Annotated in this window: 14 protein-coding genes; 6 read left to right on the forward strand and 8 right to left on the reverse strand. The window is 37.7% G+C overall.

Going from position 1 to position 19,096, the window contains the following annotated elements; all coding sequences use genetic code 11:
* Positions 1–5 precede the first annotated feature (5 nt).
* A complete protein-coding gene (oxyR, locus tag NGC85_RS11685) occupies positions 6–911 on the forward strand; it encodes a LysR family transcriptional regulator OxyR (protein ID WP_254731347.1) in 906 nt (301 codons plus the stop codon).
* A 50-nt stretch (positions 912–961) separates the two neighbouring features.
* Here the strand turns inward: oxyR and dusB are convergent, their stop codons facing one another.
* Complete coding sequence (gene dusB / locus NGC85_RS11690) at positions 962–1,987, reverse strand: tRNA dihydrouridine synthase DusB (RefSeq protein ID WP_005058069.1); 1,026 nt, start codon at positions 1,985–1,987, stop codon at positions 962–964.
* An 82-nt stretch (positions 1,988–2,069) separates the two neighbouring features.
* Here dusB and NGC85_RS11695 point away from each other — a divergent pair, with 82 nt between their 5' ends.
* Together NGC85_RS11695 and NGC85_RS11700 are read left to right on the forward strand one after the other, a co-directional pair.
* Complete coding sequence (locus NGC85_RS11695) at positions 2,070–3,278, forward strand: DUF1615 domain-containing protein (protein WP_254731350.1); 1,209 nt, start codon at positions 2,070–2,072, stop codon at positions 3,276–3,278.
* Complete coding sequence (locus tag NGC85_RS11700) at positions 3,245–3,898, forward strand: HAD-IB family hydrolase (protein WP_254731353.1); 654 nt, start codon at positions 3,245–3,247, stop codon at positions 3,896–3,898. The genes NGC85_RS11695 and NGC85_RS11700 overlap by 34 nt, the downstream gene beginning before the upstream one ends.
* Positions 3,899–3,950: 52 nt before the next feature.
* On the opposite strand, the gene NGC85_RS11705 is transcribed toward NGC85_RS11700, so the two are convergent.
* From NGC85_RS11705 to NGC85_RS11730, 6 genes are all read right to left on the reverse strand, one after another.
* A complete protein-coding gene (locus NGC85_RS11705) occupies positions 3,951–5,195 on the reverse strand; it encodes an NADH:flavin oxidoreductase/NADH oxidase family protein (RefSeq protein WP_254731356.1) in 1,245 nt (414 codons plus the stop codon).
* A gap of 111 nt (positions 5,196–5,306) precedes the next feature.
* Positions 5,307–6,893, reverse strand: coding sequence for a dipeptide ABC transporter ATP-binding protein (locus NGC85_RS11710; RefSeq protein WP_254731359.1), 1,587 nt, complete (start codon positions 6,891–6,893; stop codon positions 5,307–5,309).
* Positions 6,868–7,878 carry an ABC transporter permease gene (locus tag NGC85_RS11715; RefSeq protein ID WP_254805595.1) on the reverse strand — a complete coding sequence of 337 codons (1,011 nt, stop codon included), beginning with the start codon at positions 7,876–7,878 and terminating at the stop codon, positions 6,868–6,870. Before NGC85_RS11715 ends, NGC85_RS11710 begins: the two co-directional genes overlap by 26 nt.
* Entirely contained in the window at positions 7,878–8,948 is a 1,071-nt protein-coding gene (gene yejB, locus NGC85_RS11720) for a microcin C ABC transporter permease YejB (RefSeq protein ID WP_254731362.1), read from the reverse strand. Before yejB ends, NGC85_RS11715 begins: the two co-directional genes overlap by 1 nt.
* A gap of 15 nt (positions 8,949–8,963) precedes the next feature.
* On the reverse strand, positions 8,964–10,814 hold the full coding sequence (locus tag NGC85_RS11725; RefSeq protein WP_254731365.1) for an extracellular solute-binding protein: 1,851 nt from the start codon (positions 10,812–10,814) through the stop codon (positions 8,964–8,966).
* A gap of 6 nt (positions 10,815–10,820) precedes the next feature.
* The gene (locus NGC85_RS11730) at positions 10,821–14,057 is read right to left on the reverse strand and encodes a LysM peptidoglycan-binding domain-containing protein (RefSeq protein WP_254731368.1); all 3,237 of its coding nucleotides are present in this window, start codon (positions 14,055–14,057) and stop codon (positions 10,821–10,823) included.
* Between the two features lie 260 nt (positions 14,058–14,317).
* Here NGC85_RS11730 and dnaQ point away from each other — a divergent pair, with 260 nt between their 5' ends.
* The 3 genes from dnaQ (at position 14,318) to nudC (ending at position 18,202) form a co-directional block, all read left to right on the forward strand.
* A complete protein-coding gene (gene dnaQ / locus NGC85_RS11735) occupies positions 14,318–15,667 on the forward strand; it encodes a DNA polymerase III subunit epsilon (RefSeq protein WP_254731371.1) in 1,350 nt (449 codons plus the stop codon).
* Positions 15,668–15,794: 127 nt separating this feature from the next.
* On the forward strand, positions 15,795–17,444 hold the full coding sequence (locus NGC85_RS11740; RefSeq protein WP_254731374.1) for a chemotaxis protein: 1,650 nt from the start codon (positions 15,795–15,797) through the stop codon (positions 17,442–17,444).
* Positions 17,444–18,202, forward strand: coding sequence for an NAD(+) diphosphatase (gene nudC / locus NGC85_RS11745; RefSeq protein WP_254731377.1), 759 nt, complete (start codon positions 17,444–17,446; stop codon positions 18,200–18,202). Before NGC85_RS11740 ends, nudC begins: the two co-directional genes overlap by 1 nt.
* A 19-nt stretch (positions 18,203–18,221) precedes the next feature.
* On the opposite strand, the gene NGC85_RS11750 is transcribed toward nudC, so the two are convergent.
* Complete coding sequence (locus tag NGC85_RS11750) at positions 18,222–19,094, reverse strand: alpha/beta hydrolase (protein ID WP_254731380.1); 873 nt, start codon at positions 19,092–19,094, stop codon at positions 18,222–18,224.
* Positions 19,095–19,096: the final 2 nt, after the last annotated feature.

Consider the following 19,096-nt stretch of genomic DNA (forward strand, 5'->3'; position numbering starts at 1 on the left):
ACACTATGGCTGCATTACCTTCATTAAGACAGCTATCATATTTAGTTACGTTGTCAGAAACTTTACATTTTACCGAAGCAGCACGCCGTTCATTTGTCACCCAATCAACGTTATCGGGTGGGATTATGGAACTGGAGCGTCTATTAGGTGGCGTCTTAGTTGAACGTGATCGTCAAAACGTCCGTTTAACGCCTTTGGGTGAGCAAGTTGTTGCACGAGCACGAGTATTACTTGCCGATGCACAGGACTTAATGCGTTTAAGTCGAGAAATGAGTGAACCATTAACGGGTGATTTGCATCTTGGCATTATTCCGACCATTGCACCCTTTATTTTGACTCAATTACTTGATGAAGTGCATCAGCAATTGCCTAAAATTCAACTTCATCTACATGAAGCACAAAGTGAAAAAATTGTAGAAAAGCTTGAGCATGGCAATTTAGACATGATTGTTCTTGCACTTCCATTTGACACACGTGGTTTAAAAGTCTCTGAGATTGCGAAAGAAAATCTATTTGTTGTTTACAATAAAAAAGACAAAAATGCTGCTGAAGCTAACTCATTAGACGATCTAGATTTATCTCGTTTAATGCTTTTGGAAGAAGGTCATTGTTTACGCGATCATACATTGAGTGCTTGCCCAGTGGGTGAACGTAAAAATGATCATCGTTTAAAAGCAAGCTCATTGCCAACATTAGTTGAAATGGTATCTTCTGACTTAGGTTTTACTCTATTGCCAGAAATTGCTTTAAAAAACAGTATGATTCACTTTAATGAAGAAATTGCTGTAAAGCCTATTACTGATGCACCTAGCCGCACCTTGGCTCTAGTGACTCGTAAAAGTACGCCACTACAAAGTGAGTTTGATGTTATTTTACAAATTTTGCAGAAAATCACTGCACATTTGGAATAAATAAAATACCTGTAATGATCAAATTCATTGCAGGTATTTAAAGCTTAAAATTATTTAATTTCTAATAAATTGATTTGTTCTACTTGCACATCGCTCATACGCTGTCCTAAATCAAGCAACTGCTCAAAATAAGCCTCTACAACCCTTGCCTGATCGACAGTGCTTTCGACCTTATACATATTTTGACGAAACTCATTGCTTGAACGTAAACCTTTGGTATACCAAGCGATATGTTTACGTGCAATTCGACAACCCGAATATTCACCATAAAATTGATACAATTCTGCCAAGTGTCCTAAGAGTACGTCTTTTACTTCTTGAATATCAGGAGCAGGCAAATGTTCACCTGTTTTTAAATAATGTGCTATTTCTCGAAAAATCCATGGTCGACCTTGAGCAGCACGACCAATCATTATGGCATCTGCCCCTGTATAATCTAATACATATTTGGCTTTCTCTGGACTATCAATATCGCCATTCGCAATCAAAGGAATATCAATCAATTCTTTGACCTGTTTAATCAGATCATAGCGTGCTGTATTCAAGTACATATCTTCACGAGTACGGCCATGCAAAGCTAGTGCAGCGATTCCTGATTCTTCTGCACGTTTTGCAACACGTAAAATATTTTCATGTCCATTTAAAAAACCCAATCGAGTTTTTAAAGTCACTGGCACATCAACCGCAGCCACCACAGCATCTAAAATTCGAGCAACTAAATCTTCATCTTGTAGTAATGCTGAACCCGCAAGTTTGTTGCATACTTTTTTGGCCGGGCAGCCCATATTAATATCAACAATTTGCGCACCATTTGCCACTTGATAACGTGCAGCTTCAGCGAGTTGCTCAGGATCAGAACCTGCGATTTGCGCAGAAATAGGTGCAAGCTCACCATCAAAGTTAGCCCGATATAAACTCTTTTTACTCATGCGCAAAGTTTTATCAGCAGTCATCATTTCACTGACCGCATGCCCTGCACCGAAATATTTACAGAGTGTTCTAAACGGTCTGTCAGTGACGCCCGCCATCGGTGCAACAATCAAATTATTTGAGAGTTGGTATGAACCAATATACATATATTTTCTTACAAATTCTGAGCAACATAGTATACTTCATTCGCCCATTTGACTCATCTTTTTATGTGGTGTTGTCCTCATTATGAATAAAGCCTCTACAAATCCTAATTTTTTAAAATCAATCAGTATCTTGGCTACATGTCTAGCTTTGACTGCTTGTGGAGACAACGCTTGGTGGTCAAATAATAAAGAAGCTGAGATGGAAGCTGAGCAAATTAAAAAGGTCATTCCTACTCGGGTAAATGACCGTCAATCTTGGGCACAAGATATTTTTGATATTATGCAAGAATTAAAAATTCCGAAAACCAAACAAAATGTGTGCAGTATTGTGGCTGTTGTCGATCAGGAATCGAACTTTGTCGCAGATCCAACCGTACCAGGTCTTGGGGCAAAAGCAGTTGAAGAAATTAATACCCGCCTAAAAGAAAAATTCGAAGCAAAATTGGGTGAAACCATTGGCGGCACAGTCGCTGGTTATTTTGAGGATGTACTCAAAAATCAACCGTCACCAGAAGACAACTATATGAGTCAAATGCGCAGAGTCAAAACTGAGCGAGAATTAGATTTATTATATCGAGAAATTTTTGACTATATGTCAAAGCATTATCATGTAAGTGCTTTAACTGGTGCTGCAAAATTAGTTGGACAAGATATTGGCGAAAAAATGAACCCAATTACCACATTGGGATCAATGCAAGTTCATATTAATTATGCAAAAGAGCATAAACGTCAAAGTGGAAATATTGCTGAATTGCGTAATGATCTTTATACCCAGTATGGTGGTTTATACTATGGTATTCATCGCCTAATGGAATATCCTGCTGATTACGATAAAGCAATCTATCGTTTTGCGGATTATAACTCTGGCATGTATTCGAGTCGTAATGCAGCTTTTCAAACGATGTTGAATGCTTTAACTGAAACTGAGATTAGTTTGGATGGGGATTTATTACTTTATAGTAAAAATGGAGACATTAAACCGACTCAAAGTCAGACAGAAAAAGTGCTCATTACGGTCTTCGCAAAAAATAATATTTTGGTTACACCTCGCCAAATTCGATCTGATCTTAAAAAAGAAAAAGAGCAAAGTTTTGAAAATACTCAAACCTATATTGCAGTACAAAAGCTTTACCAAAGCAAAACTAACAAAGAACCAATTTATGCGGTCATGCCTCAGGTCGTCATTTCAGGACCTAAATTAAGTCGTGACTACAATACCAATTGGTTTGCAAGCCGAGTAAATGGAAGATATGAAACATGCATGCAAAAAGCGAAAAGAATAAAACTATAAATCTTGCTTTATTTGATTTTGATGGAACACTTTATCCAAAAGATAGTTTTACCGGTTTCATTTTTTATACTCTATCTAAACGCCATATTGTACGCAAAGGCTTGCAAATTCTTCCATGGATACAAGCCTATTATTTAAGTCTTTATCCTGCACATTCGATGAGACCTCGACTTTTTCAGAGCATGTTTAAAAATATTTCAGCTGATTTTGTAGACAAATTAGCTGAAGAATATGCTCAGAAAATAGTAAAGAATTTAGATCCGAAACTATTTAAACAGTTACAACTTCATCAACAAAAAGGTGATCAAGTCGTTTTGGTATCCGCATCGGTTGATCTCTATTTAAAACCAATTTGTAAATTTCTCAATATTGAATTGATATGTACTCAGATCGAAATTAAATCAGGCTTAATCACTGGAAATTACATTTCCGAAGATTGTAGTTGTGAACAAAAAAAAATACGTATTCAACAGCAATATAATCTAGATGATTATCAATATATCTATGCTTATGGAAATAGTGAGGAAGATTTAGAAATGCTTTCTCTTGCTGACTATCCTTATATGATGGGTACAGAAAACCCATTACCAGCAATTATTGAAATAAAAAAGCGTGCTTAGCTGAAAAATTAAAGGACTCTATAAAGAGCCCTTTTAAACAGAGATATAAAAATTAAGCCGATTTGCGTGAATTCACACGCCCTTTTACGACTGCCTTGATATTCCCTTTTGCGTAGTTCAAGAATACGATCAAAGGCGATAACTTAGGATTCGGTTTTTTACCTTGTCCAATGGCTTTAAATTGAGCCGCATACCAAATAATTTCCATAATTGCCATTTTATCGACAAATGGAATTCCTGTTTTAATTTGATTCACTGCATAACGAACATCATTCCCAGCAATTAAACGATCTGTTAAATCCGTTTCAACTGCCAATGGACGAGCAATACCGATGAAATCACATGCACCACTTTCAAGTGCAGCATTCATACCTGCAACCGTACGGAAGCCGCCTGTTACCATTAATTTACAAGCAACGTGCTGACGAATTTTTTCAGCAAATTCTAAGAAATATGCTTCACGTGCAATAGTACTTGCTTTACGAGACTCTGCTTTTGCACCGGCCATCGCTGGTGCTTCATATGTTCCACCTGAGATCTCGATAATATCGATACCTGCTTCATCAATTGCTTTAAAGACGGTAATCACATCTTCTTCAGTGATTCCACCACGTTGGAAATCTGCGGAGTTTAATTTCACCGAAATAATGAAATTTTCAGAGGTTGCCGCACGAACAGCTTTATAAATCTCTACTAAGAAACGCATGCGGTTCTCAATCGATCCACCCCATTCATCGGTACGCTTATTGGTTAATGGCGACAAAAATTGACTAATCAAATAACCATGCGCACCGTGAAGTTGTACACCTTCAAATCCAGCTTTTTCACATACTGCTGCTGCCGTAGCAAAACGCTGAATAATATCTAGGATTTCTTCATGTTTAAGTTCACGTGGTGTACCAAACATTGCTGCAAGCATAGGGCTAAAAGGAACTGCTGATGGTGCAACGGTTTCTTTATTTAAGCCTTTAGGACACTGACGACCTGGATGAGACAATTGAATCAATTGCACCATGCCATGTTTTTTACCTACTTCAGCCCATTGCTGTAATTTTTTCAAATCACGTTCAGTTTCAATCGCAACAACACCTGGTTCATTTTTAGCAGCAATATTGACCATAACGTTGCCTGTAATCGCACAACCTAAACCGCCTTTTGCCCATGCTTCATATAAACCAATATGCAATTCATTTGGCTGCCCATCGTGGTTGGCAAGTGCCTCACTCATTGCACCTTTGATAATGCGATTTTTAAATGTGGTATTACGAATTTTGATACTGTCTGCAATCTGACTCATGGTCATCCTCTGCCAAAATTAGAGCATTTACTCTAATTTAATCTGTTTATTGTTGAAGTCAAGAGATCATCCGATAAATTGACAATATCATATGTCATTTTAATTACAATGCTAATATTCACTTGCAGCAATCAGCTGACGAGTGTACTCCGCTTGTGGTTGATTAAATAACAGTTCAGTCGCCTGATATTCCAAGGCTTTCGCTTGATGCATCACTAAAACTTTCTGGCACAAGGCTTTAATGACTTGTAAGTCATGACTAATAAAAATATAACTCATACCATCTTGCTGCTGTATACGACGTAATAATTCAATCATTGTTCTTTGGGTGGTTCGATCCAAAGCAGAAGTCGGTTCATCCAAAATCAATAACTTTGGTTTCAAAACCAATGCTCTTGCTAATGCTACTCTTTGTCGTTGTCCACCAGAAAGCTGATGTGGATATTTATGTTTATCCTCTATAGATAATTCAACTTTTGTTAATACTGCTTCAATTTCTGAATGCGCTTGGTGTTTTGAAATAGACTTGAGTTCTAAACCTTCTGCAATCAGCTGTGCAACCGACATTCTAGGATTTAAACTACTAAATGGATCTTGGAAAATAATTTGAAAATCACAACGTAATTCTCGAAGTTGTTTCTGATTAAGTTGATTCAAATCTTGTGACTGCAATTCAATTAGACCTTCACTAGAAATCAATCGTGCAATTGCCAAAGCCAATGATGATTTGCCAGAACCACTTTCTCCAACAATTCCGATCGCCTCACCCTCAAACAACTCGAAATTGATCGACTCTGCTGCAACTTTATAAGTTTTGTTTCGATTAAATAAACCATGTTTAATCGGATATTTGACTGTGAGATTTTTGAGTTTCAATAATGTTTGATTAGTTTGTATCACTAAAGCTTTACCAAAATCATGATTCAGCAAATTGCGTGTATAAACAGTTTTTGGGGCGATAAAAATTTCTGAAATTGTTCCCTGCTCTTCTACTTTTCCTTGATTCAAAACTAAGACGTGATTTGCATAGTGTTTAACTAAATTAAGATCATGGCTGATTAATATCATCGCCATATTTCGTTGAAGCTGTAATTTTTTTAATAGTTGCAAAATTTGTGTCTGCAACACAACATCAAGCGCTGTCGTAGGTTCATCTGCAATTAGAATATCTGGTTCCAAAGCTAATGCCACTGCGATCATCACCCGTTGTCTTTGTCCTCCAGAAAGCTCATGTGGATAACGCTTGAGAATCTGAATAGCTTCCAACAACCCAACATCATGTAATAAGGTTATGATTTTTTCTTTAAGTTCTAGTTTTAAATATCCTTGTAAAACAAGACTCTCACCAACCAATTGCTCAACCGAATGTAATGGGTTTAAAGCTGTCATCGGTTCCTGAAAAATCATGGCAATTTTTTTGCCAAGAATATGCTGTAACTGCTTCTGACTCAATTGAAGTAAATTATGATTTTTAAATTCAACAACACCATTGATCACGAGTGTTTCAGGAAGTAATCCAAGTAATCCTAAAACGGTTATGGTCTTCCCTGAACCACTTTCACCGACAATCGCAAGGGTTTGCTGTGGGTATAAATCAAAGTTCAAATTCTCAACTAAATATTGTCCTGTTTGCTGACGAATATTAAATTGCTGCACACTCAGTAGAGGTTGATTATCTTCTTGGGTCAAATGCTTCACGTGCAGCCTCCCCAATATAAATCAATAAAGACAAAACAATCGTCAAACTAAAGAAACCTGACAATACCAACCACGGCGCATCAAGGTTATTTTTACCTTGTAATAATAATTCACCTAAAGATGCAGCATCAGGTGGCAACCCATAACCTAAAAAATCCAAAGCAGTTAATGCAATAATATTTGCGGTCAGCATAAAGGGGATTTGTGAAAGGCTAGAACTCATCGCATTTGGTAAAATATGTTTGAACATGATTTTATAATCACGTACACCCAAAGCCTTTGCAGCGCGTACATAGTCAAAATTTCGAGCACGTAAAAACTCTGCTCGCACCACCCCAACTAATTCAGTCCAGCCAAATAACAACATAATCAGCAATAACCAATACATGCTTGGACTAAACATACTGACCAATATCATCACTATAAACAGCATGGGCAAACCACCCCATACTTCTAAAATACGCTGCCCGATAAGGTCTATCCAACCGCCATAGTAGCCCTGTATCGCTCCAACAATGATACCGATCACCGCCGAGAAGAAAGTTAAAATAAAACCAAACAATAAAGAAATACGTAGACCATAAAGAATACGAGCAAATACATCTCGACCTTGATCATCTGTCCCCAACCAATTTTGTGCGCTCGGTGGTGATGGAACAGGTACACTGAGCGATAAATTGGGTGATTGATAGGAAAAAGGAACGATTGGCGAAATCATCCATCCATGTTTTTGAATCAATTGTTTCACAACAGGATCTTGATAATCTGTGGCCGTTTCAAAAGTACCGCCAAAAGTAGTCTCTGGATAATCTTGAATTATCGGCAAATAAAAAGATTGCTGATAACGAACCAATAGAGGCTTATCATTGGCAATCAACTCAGCCAACATTGATAAGGTAAAAATAATCAAAAATAGAATAAAGCAACGAAATCCTAGTTTATTTTGCTTAAAACGATAAAATCGTGCACGCATCAAAGGTGACATCATTTTCCACCTCTTGATTCAAAATCAATACGTGGATCAATCATGTGATAGAGCAAATCACCAATCAGGCGTAAGATCAATCCGAACAAAGTGAATAAAAATAATGTTCCAAAAATCACGGGATAGTCACGTTGCGTGATCGCTTCAAAGCCTAGTAAACCGATGCCATCCAGATTAAAAATAATTTCAATAAAAAGATTACCCACAAAGAAAATGGCAACCAATGCTTCCGGTAAAACCGCTACGACCGTTAAGATTGCGTTACGAAATACATGTCTATACAAAACCTGATTTTCACTCAGCCCTTTTGATCGCGCTGTCAATACATAAGCTTTATTTAACTCTTCAACAAAAGAATATTTAGTCAGATAAGTAAGCGCAGCAAAACTTCCCAACACCATACTTAAGATTGGCAAAGACATATGCCACAGATAGTCTTTTATTTTTTCCAATAAACTCAATTGCTCAAAATTTTCAGATACCAAACCCTGTAAGGGAAACCATTGTAAATACGTTCCACCTGCAAAAAAAACAATCAGTACAATAGCGAAAATAAAAGATGGAATCGAATAACTCACCGCTAGTAATAACGAAGTAGATTGATCAAACAGCAAACCATTGTTTTTGGCTTTTTTAATTCCCAATGGGATCGCAATCAAATAAATGAGAAATGTACTCCATATTCCCAAAGACAGCGTTACGGGTAATTTTTCATATAGGAGTTGTGTTACAGGTTTATCTTTGAAAAAACTGGTGCCAAAATCAAGAGTTAAATAACCTTTAAGCATCATCCAAAAACGCTCATATGCAGGGCGATCAAAACCATATTGAGCTTTAATTTTTTCAATCATCTCAGGGCTTAATCCCCGTGCACCCTGATATTGAGCCAAGCGACTCAAACTTGATTGCGCATTATTCCCCACACCTAAACCTTGCGCATTTTGAATTTGTTGAATTGCCTGCTCGACAGGTCCACCGGGCGCAATTTGCACAATAATAAAATTAATCAATAGAATGAAAAATAATGTAGGGATCATCAGTAACATTCTTTTCAGAATATAGTGAACCATGAAAAAGATCCTTGATTATTTTAATGAGTGCTTTGTCATAGACTGATCGAGTTTCTTAGCTTTAGTCCCATCGACCCACCAATATTCCCAACCGACCGAAAGTTTCGGTTTAATTTCAGGTTGCTGATAAATGTCCCAATATGCAAACCATCGTTCAGGTTTTCCATAAGTCAAAATTTGATAATAACCGGCACGTAACAAACGATCGAGTACACGCGTGTACAAAACCACCTCTTCCCGTGTTTTTGCCGCTACAATCTTCGCAATTATCTGGTCAATTGCAGGGTTCTGAATACCAGAATAATTATAATTTCCCGATTCATTTGCTGCAGCACTCCCCCAAAATTGAGCTTGCTCTTGTCCAGGTGTTAAAGTCTGCGGCAATTTCAGTACCATCATATCAAAATCTTGACGGCGAATTCGTTCCATATATTGTGGCACATCAACTTGTCGAAGATTAACGCGTATCCCCAATCGATTTAGATTACGTACAAATGGCATCAATTCCCTTTGAGGATTCTCTTGCTGCATTAATAATTCAAGCTGCACGGCTCTACCTTGACGGTCGTACAATTGATTATGACGAATGGTATAACCTGAATCTTTTAAAATTTTCTGTGCAATCAATAAATTTTGTCGATTAAAACCTGTTGCATCAGAAATAGGATAACGCCAATCTGCCAAAACACCTTGACGCATAATCGGACTGAGTTGTGCTAAAAAGGGTTGTAAAACTTTAAGTTCTGAGGCGCTTGGACGACCTTTTGCAGCTAAATCAGTATTGTCAAAATAACTTTGAAGTCGCCGATTCTGATTAAAGAATAAAGCCTTATTTTGCCATTCAAAATCATATGCATATGTCAGTGCTTTGCGTAGATGAATATCATTTAATGGCGAACGGCGAATATTAAATACCAAACTTTGAATGTCGAGTGGTGTACCTAAATGAGCTTTGTATTTTTTGATCTGCCCAGCCTGTATTGCAGGGAAATTATATGCCGTGACCCAATTACGAATATTTTTTTCTTCATACAAATTAAATTGCCGAGATTTAAAACCCTCAAAACTGACATCTAAATTTCGATAATATATGTATTTGAGTTGATCAAAATTATAGCGCCCCTTATTGACTGGCAAATCTTTTGCCCAATAATTTGGGTTACGTTTATAAGTAATACTGCGCCCTGCATCGACTCGATCAACAATATACGGTCCAGAACCAACAATCGGTTGAAGCGTGACGCGGGTAAAATCTTTATTCTTCCAATCTAGTTTTGAATAAATCGGAAGGCTTGCCACAATCAACGGCATTTCAACATTATTTTTAGATTTAAAAATAAATTTGATCTGATGTTTAGATAACACCTCAGTTTTCACTAAATCAGACAAATACATCTGAAAACCTAAATTAGCTTTGGTTTGATAAGTATCAAAAGTAAATTTGACATCTTCGGCGGTTACAGGCTGACCATTATTAAAACGTGCTTTAGGATTCAAATGAAAGGTTATGTCTTTCAGTTGTTTAGGATCATAACTTACCTTTTCAGCTAACAAAGGATACATCACTCTTGGTTCATCCAATGAGCGATCCATTAGACTATCAAATAGATAATTTACGCCTTCAGTCGAACTCCCTTTTCCATTCATACTGTTTAAATTATCAAAAGTACCTAAGCTGGATTGACTGAGTATTCCACCCTTTGGGGCACTTGGATTCGCATATGGCATTGCATTTAACTTGGCATATTTCGGTTGTACATGCATCGCTAAATAAGGTGTAGTTTGCATCAGAGCATATGCAGAATGTACAAAAAGGCTTAATCCATAAAATAGACTAAGCCTTTTTAATGAAATTACGAAGCTCATCGGCAATTACAAGTTTGGAACTTTAATCACATCACCAATTCGTAATTGCGTACTTGGGGTCAAATCATTCATTTCGGCAAGTGCACTTGTCTCCAAACCATATTTACTTGCCAAACCAATTAAAGTATCACCACGCTTCACTTTATATTCAGTAACTACTTTCGGTACTGCAATCGTTTGACCACGTTGTAAACTTGCATTTGCTTTTAGATCATTTAATTCTGCTAACTCACGTCCAGAAATCGAGAAGCGATTTGCAATACTATTTAAAGACTCGCCAGCTTTAACTGTATATTGCTCTGTATTTCGATTTGATGATTTAGAGCTATTCTTACGAGTTTCAACTTTTTCAGCATCAGCCTTTGGAACATCACCTGTTAGTTTCAGCTTTTGCCCTACCCGAACACTACTATTACGAGATAAACCATTTAATGCAGTGACATAATCCAGTTGCAAATAATAACGACTAGCAATATTACTTAAAGTATCTCCAGATTTAACCGTATATACATCTGGTGCAGTTTCATCTTTATCTTTTGATTTGGTACTTTGATTAGTTTTACTCTCTACATCACCCGTAAGTTTCAAGCGCTGACCGACACGTACTCCGGCAGTACGCTGTAGACCATTCAAATCAGCAATATAATTTACGCTTAAATCATATTTATTCGCAATTGCATTCAAGCTATCACCAGACTGAACCACATACTGCTCTGGAACTGTAGAACCTGCCGGAATTTTTAAGGTTTGACCTAAACGAACACCGCTATTCGATTTAATATTGTTCAGTTCAGCTAACTCATTTAGACTTAGCTTAGATTTGGTCGCAATACTTGATAATGTATCCCCACGCTGAACTGTATAATTCTCAGTCTTAACCCCTATCGAGGCTGTTACATTGTCATATTTAACTGATGTTTTAGTTTCAGCAACACTTTCAGTCTCAGAAACTTCGTTTAAAGGAACATTAATTTTTTGCCCAACAAACAAACTACTACTGGCAGTTAAACCTATTGTTAAATCAGCAAGTTCCTGATTCGATAAAGCATAACGATCTGCAATTAATTTCAGATATTCACCACGTTTAACGGTATAAGATTTGGTCGCTACTTTCTGATATGTCGTCGTTTTAGTATCTGATGTACGTGTCGCACGAGTTGTATTTTTTGGCTCAATCAGTGTAAGTTTTTGCCCAACAAATAGACCGTCAGTTACAGACAAATTATTAAAATCTGCTAATTGTTTAATACTTAAATCAAAACGACCTGCCAAATTCGTAAGACTATCGCCTGATTGCACCACATAACTTTCAGGTTTCTTTTCTGCCGCTTTAGGCGCTTCAGCTTGAGGTTTAGCATCATAGAGGTACAAACTTGTACCAACGAATAAAGTTCCGTTTGGATCAATTTGATTCCATTGAGCAATATCTCGCCAGCTCACATTATTTTTTTGCGCAATAACAGCTAATGTATCTCCTGGTTGTACAACATAGGTACTACGCTTACCTTTAGGAGCAACGACAACCACATCTGTATCCGTTTTAATATACGGTTTGCCTTGGTTTCGTTTAGCATCTTCACTATTCGCCGTAGCTGTATCTTCAACTAAATTTTTTGGATAAGCGAATCCACGCGTAACTTCTTGCCCTTTTTCATCCGCTACAGACTGACTAGTTTGAATTGCTGTTAATTTAATTTTGCCATCGAATGGATCAACGATTTCAGTACCTTTAGGTGCAATCGCTTTGATCTCAGCAACCACTTGATCTTTTTCAGCCTGTGTTGCTTGAGGTTCTAAAACTTGAGCAACTGTTTTCTTTTCACCATCTTGTTTGACAGCAGCAATAATTTGCTCACGTTCTTTCAGCGAAATAGGTGGCTCTATTTTGACAGGTTTAACATTTGCGGCTGGCGTAATTGCAACTGGAATACGCGGTGCGCTTGGGACATCAGCAGCGGCAGCAAATGAAGCAAGTGCATCAGAACCTCGCGGGGTATTTAATTTTACACCTGTAACCGAAGTTGTTGCCGATGGACGCGTCGTATTATTCGCCGTTAAAGCTGGTGGTGTTTTTACTGATGGCGTGATGGATTGACCTGTATTGGTACGAATTGTTGTTGATGTATTCAACGTATTATTCATCGCTGGTGGAGTATTATTACTTGCCCAGAAACCACCTGAACTTGCCTTACCGCCACGTAGTTTTGCATCAATCGAAGGACTCAAATCTGCTGGGATCAAAATACGCATCGGGCTTGAAGGATCGACACTCTCACCACGATGAGCTGGGTTCAATGCATACAGTTCAGCACGACTCAAACCAGTAATTGAAGCAATCTGATTTAAATCTAAAGGTGCTGACAATGCAACTTCACGGAAATGCGGACGGTTCGCAATTGGCGGTAATGCAACCCCATAATGACTTGGATTTTTAATAATCTGTGCAACAGCTAAAAATCGTGGCACGTAGTTCATCGTTTCTTGAGGTAACTTGAGTGACCAATAATCTGTTGGTAAGCCAGCAGCTCGGTTACGGTTAATTGCTTGTTGGATACGACCAGGGCCAGCGTTATAAGCCGCTAATGCCAACTCCCAAGAACCGAATTGGTTATATAAACTACCTAAGAATTCATAAGCAGCACGAGTAGACTCAACCACATCACGGCGACCATCATACAAGCCCGTTTGCTGTAATCCATAAATTCGTCCTGTACTTGGGATAAATTGCCATAAACCCGCAGCGGCTGCACTACTTGTTGCAGCAGGGTCATATGAGCTTTCAATTACAGGTAATAACGCCAATTCGGTTGGCATCCCACGACGTTCTGCTTCTTTTACAGTGTGGTATAAATAACGGCTGGCGCGCGCACTTAATCGATCTAGATAAGGTTGCCGAGAAATAAACCAACCACGTTGCGCTTCAATACGAGAGTCCCAATGGTTCAAATCCATCTTGAAACCCACGGTCATACGCTTCCACACATCACCATGTTTGAGTACTAATAAACGATCACCTTCCACAGCTCGCATATCGGTAGCGGAAAGTAAATCTTCAAGTGAATCTAAGCTTCCAGCATCTAAATATCCAGAACCTACTTGCTTTGAAGTAGAAGCTTTACTTGATTGCGGAGTTGATGAACAGCCTGTTGTAATTCCCAACGCAGCTAGAGCAGAAGTAAGTACAGTAATTTTGAATAATGATGTTGCAGATGTTTGCCACATCAATGTGCTCGATTTATACATAAAATCTTCCAGTCAACTCGCGCTAGTTTATTTCTTCGATTTGCCATTGTAGTAAAGCATGTCACTTAGACAAGGCAATAATTTAACGTGATTTGCATGGAAATGTTACAAGAAATTAAAAAATATGAGTTTTGTAACGGTTTAACCGTCAAATTTAGATTTAGAATACAACTTATCAGATGAGGGTGATAAACTTTTAAAGTCATACACTCAAAATCTCATCTTTTTTACTACTCAGATTCTTCATTTTAGGTTCAATTATGTCTCAAACAATCACACTTTATGTCGATGGTGCATGTAAAGGCAATCCAGGTTTAGGTGGTTGGGGGGCATATATCATTACCGAACAAGGTGAACATAAGCTTTGTGGCGGTGAACCAGATACAACCAACAATCGAATGGAGCTTCAGGCAGCCATTGAAGGTGTTTCATTCTGCCCTATTGATGCACATCTGATTGTTTGGACTGATTCCAATTATGTAAAACAAGGGATTACAGAATGGATTCATGGTTGGAAAAAGAAAAACTGGAAAGATGTCAAAAACCCTGACCTATGGCAAAAATTAGATGCAGTCTGTGCAAATCGTAAAATTGAATGGAACTGGATCAAAGGTCATGCTGGTCACGCTGGAAATGAAATGGCTGATCAATTAGCCAACCTCGGTGTCGAACAGACTGCTAAACAATTAAAATCTTCGACGCAGGCTAACGCTGATACAAAAAAGCCTGAAGCTGATTGGCTCTTGAACGATCCTTTTGGCTTAGATATTCATGATGATGTGGATGAAATGATTGAAGAAGAAATAGAACTTGAAGCAGATGTAAAGCTCATTGAATCACCAACTGAGACATTGGAAAGCAATCAAATGACTCAACATCCACACATTGTGATCACTAAAGCAAAAGTCAAACTTCAAGGTCCACGCCAGCTTATTCTAGATACTGAAACCACTGGTTTTTACTTCCAAGATGGTGATCGTATTATTGAAGTCGGTGCGATTGAAATGATCAACCGAAAGCTTACAGGTAGTTCTATTCATATTTATATTAATCCTGAAAAACCTGTAGGTGATTCTGAGAATGTCCACGGTATCAGCGATGACTTTCTCAAAGACAAACCGAAATATGCAGAAATTGCCGATGTACTTTTTGACTATTTAAAAGGCGCTGAAATTATTGCGCATAATGCAACATTTGATATGAACTTCTTAAATATGGAGTTCAAACGTGTCGGATTAACTGCTCTTTCAGATGTATGTGAAGTGACCGATACTTTAGCACTTGCTAAAAATAAACATCCAGGTCAAAAAAACTCACTTGATGCTTTAGTGCGTCGCTATGAAATTCCAGCAAGAGATCGTACTTTTCATGGTGCCTTACTTGATGCTGAAATTTTGGCAGATGTTTATCTTGCAATGACAGGTGGGCAAGTCTCTTTTGATATGGATTCACACTCCCAATCGGAGCAAAATCAAAATAAAATGACTCGCCAACGTGTCCAAGTGGATTTACCCGTGATTCGCCCTTCAGAGCATGAGCTAAATGAACATGAGACATGGGTCAAACAATTTGAGCAAAAACATGGAAGCGCTTGCTTTTTTGCAAAATAAATTTGTTCTGCAATATAAGTTTTTGTATTTCAAGCTTTCAAAGTTAAGTTATATTAACCATTAATGATTTTAACCTCCTATGATGGGAGGTTCATGGATATAACAACTTAGGAAAGGTGTAGGTCATATGTCTTACCAAACCTCGATTCATTTCGACCCAACTGCATTATTAATAATAAAAAATGAGATCGACAATTCGATTAAATTAGTAGAGACGGCAGTTAATACGCTTGCTGAAGAACAAGCCTTACCTTTCGGTATTGATGATGCACTCAATCAATTTGAACAGTGCACTCAAGTTCTTAAATTGATTGATATGCCCCACCTCGCGCAAATCACTGAATACTCTGCTGAACTCATGCGCCAAATCATGGCTCAACCACAGCAAATTAAAACCAGTGATGTCATCGCACTGAGCGAAGGCACGACTATGCTTAAACGTTACATTGAGTTTATTTGTTTACGTGAAGTAAAAGTTCCTCAATTTTTAATTGATACCTTAAATCGTTTGGAAAAAGCTCTCGGTAAACCAATCACGAAAGAAGGTCAAACGATTCACCCCTTACTCGATTGTATTACGCCTAGCTTTAACTTACCGCAAGCACCAAGTTTAGAACAATCTCAATATATTCATCAGTTATATAAATTGTGTTTGAACAAGCTCATCAAGCAAGCTGAGACACCATTAGATTTACAAGGCATTAAATTGGTTGGCGTTTATTTAGCGGGTTTAGCGACTAACCAACCAAGCCAACAATATTGGCAACTGGTTAATGTTGGTTTAGGTCATATTGATGAGCTCTTAATCACTGAAGCGCGTTTAAGAACACTAATTCAAATTGAAACTAATATTGGCAAATTCCTAAATCAATCTGCAACATTCCAAAGTAATATTGCCGATCTTGCAGATATTTTAAGTATTTGTATTAGCCAAGAAGATGACTTATCCCATCACATTCGTGAACAACTGAATATTGGTGATGAGCTTCTCAGTGACACTCAACTTCAAGTTTTAAGTCGTCACTTGTATGGTCCAGATTATGAAACAGTACATACGATTAGCCAGTTAATGACGGATGAAATGGCTCAAATTCGTAATGAAATTGAGTACAACCATCAAAATATGTCGGCTGAAAAAACGCAAGAATTACAGCAAAAATTGAATCAACTTGCGAATGTATTTAAAGTATTAAATCTAAATGAAGCAGCTAAAGAATTAGATCAGCAAGCTGAAAAGCTGAGCCAACCGAATACACTAACGGATGCAACATCGATTCAGCAGTTAATGAACAGTATTTTAGCGTCTATGAATTCTATTGGAATTTTAGAGCGTAATTACACCTCTAGTCGTTTACAACTACGTGTAAACAATATGCAAATTTCTCTAGATCGATTAGATGAAGCGCACAAAGCATTGATTGTTGAAACAAAAACGCTAATTGATACGTTAACGGAAACACTTAGTTTATATGCACAAGACCCGACTGCACATAACTTAGAAGCCTTGCCTGTTTATCTGAATGAATTATCGGGTGCAGCTTTATTCTTAGGCAGTTCTACACAACAAACTGCACTATTAGGTGCTGCTCATTTTGCTCAATATCGCTTAAGTCAAAATGAAAGTTTCAATGCTGAACATGTGAATTGTATTCTAAATGTTGTTGCTGGTTTAGATTTACTCGTAGATAACTTAAAGAATAAACAGCCAGTGTTGCAATCTATGTTTGATGTGGCATTATCAAGCAGTCAACGATTACAAATTACTGCGGCTGCATAATGACTCAACTATCACTTGCTTATATTTTTCAACATCAAAAACTGTTAGTCGATCAAAATTTAGAACTACCAAGAGTTGAAAAGTTAGCAAGTGATTTACCCATACATCACAATGATCATGTCATTGCTCGTGATCTCCTCGATGATGAAATCATTCCTGAAGGCTATCAACTTGTACCAATTCGGGAACTGATTCAGTCATGGCCTACGACAGCGTTCCTTCAAGCGAGTCGTGCCGTTCAACTACTTGAGTGGCGACGTAACCATAAGTTTTGTAGTCATTGCGGACATCACACCGAAATTCATCCCAAAGAATATGCAATGGTTTGCCCTGCCTGCGGGTATCATCAATATCCCCGCGTACAGCCCTGCGTGATTACCATTATCACCAAAGGTAAGGATGAGGTGCTGTTAGCAAAATCAGCACACAAGCATTATGGCAATATGTACGGACTGATTGCAGGATTTGTTGAGGTTGGTGAAACTCTTGAGGAAGCTGTACAACGTGAAACTCTTGAGGAAGTTGGGCTAAAACTTAAAAATATTCGCTACATGTCAAGCCAACCGTGGCCATTTCCAAGTAATTTAATGATTGCGTTTCATGCAGAATATGATTCTGGTGAGATTGAACTACAGATTGAGGAAATCAGTGATGCTCAATTTTTCAAATTTGACCAACTACCAGAGATTCCATTCAAAGGTAGTATCGCACACGCCATGATTACTGAAATCATTGAGAGTAATGAAAAGGCATCTTAAAAGATGCCTTTTCATTTATTTAACCTTCTAATGCTTCATCTAAGAAGTGCATAATCGTTCGTTTGGTTTTGAAGTAGTGGCTGGCAAAACTTGCTAAAGTCGCAATAATCGTTAAATGTCCAGTTTTGGGAATAACTGCAATATGACTATGGTTGCCCTTTTCCCTCAATGCACGGTCAAGGTCAAAGCTATTGTGACTACCGACCAATTGGTCGTTTTCAGCCATGAGCAAATAGTGTTTGATCTGATTAGAATTAATAAAATAATAAGGCATTACATCTTGATATGAAACTTTCAAATCAAACGCATGCTCAGCCAGTGGATCGCCTTTATAATCAAAGTGATAAGGACCTGCTAAACCAATAATTGCCTTAATTTTATCTTTATATTTGAATCCTTGCGATTGTGGTGAATAAACCACAGACATCACATTAAATGCACCAGCAGAATGCCCCATCAGGATTATATTATCGGTTGAAATATTGAGCTTGCTTTGATTTTGAGTTAAATAATGAATCGCCTGAGCAATATCATCAATAAATGCGGGGAATATGTGTTCTGGCGCAAGATGGTAATTGATTACTGCAACATCATATCCTTCTCGAGCGAATGTTTCCCCCAAAAATAAATAATCTCGTTTATTGCCGTGTTGCCAAGAACCGCCATGAACAAAAACAATTAATGGTCTTTGCTTTTTCGGATTTTTTGTTCGGTATAAGTCCAAACGTTGTCTAGCTTTTAAGCCATAAGCAAGATGCTCGTCTTTCTCAAACGTATCTTTTGGTGTGAGATAGTTCATCGAATAACTTGCTAAATCATAAAGGCGAAAATCCTGATAAAAGTTTTTCGCCCGTATAACATTTTGTTGTACTTGTTGAATAAGTTGCTTCATAA

Origin of the sequence: Acinetobacter sp. Z1 (genome assembly GCF_024296945.1) — a bacterium.
In the GTDB taxonomy this organism is placed as follows: Bacteria; Pseudomonadota; Gammaproteobacteria; order Pseudomonadales; family Moraxellaceae; genus Acinetobacter; species Acinetobacter beijerinckii.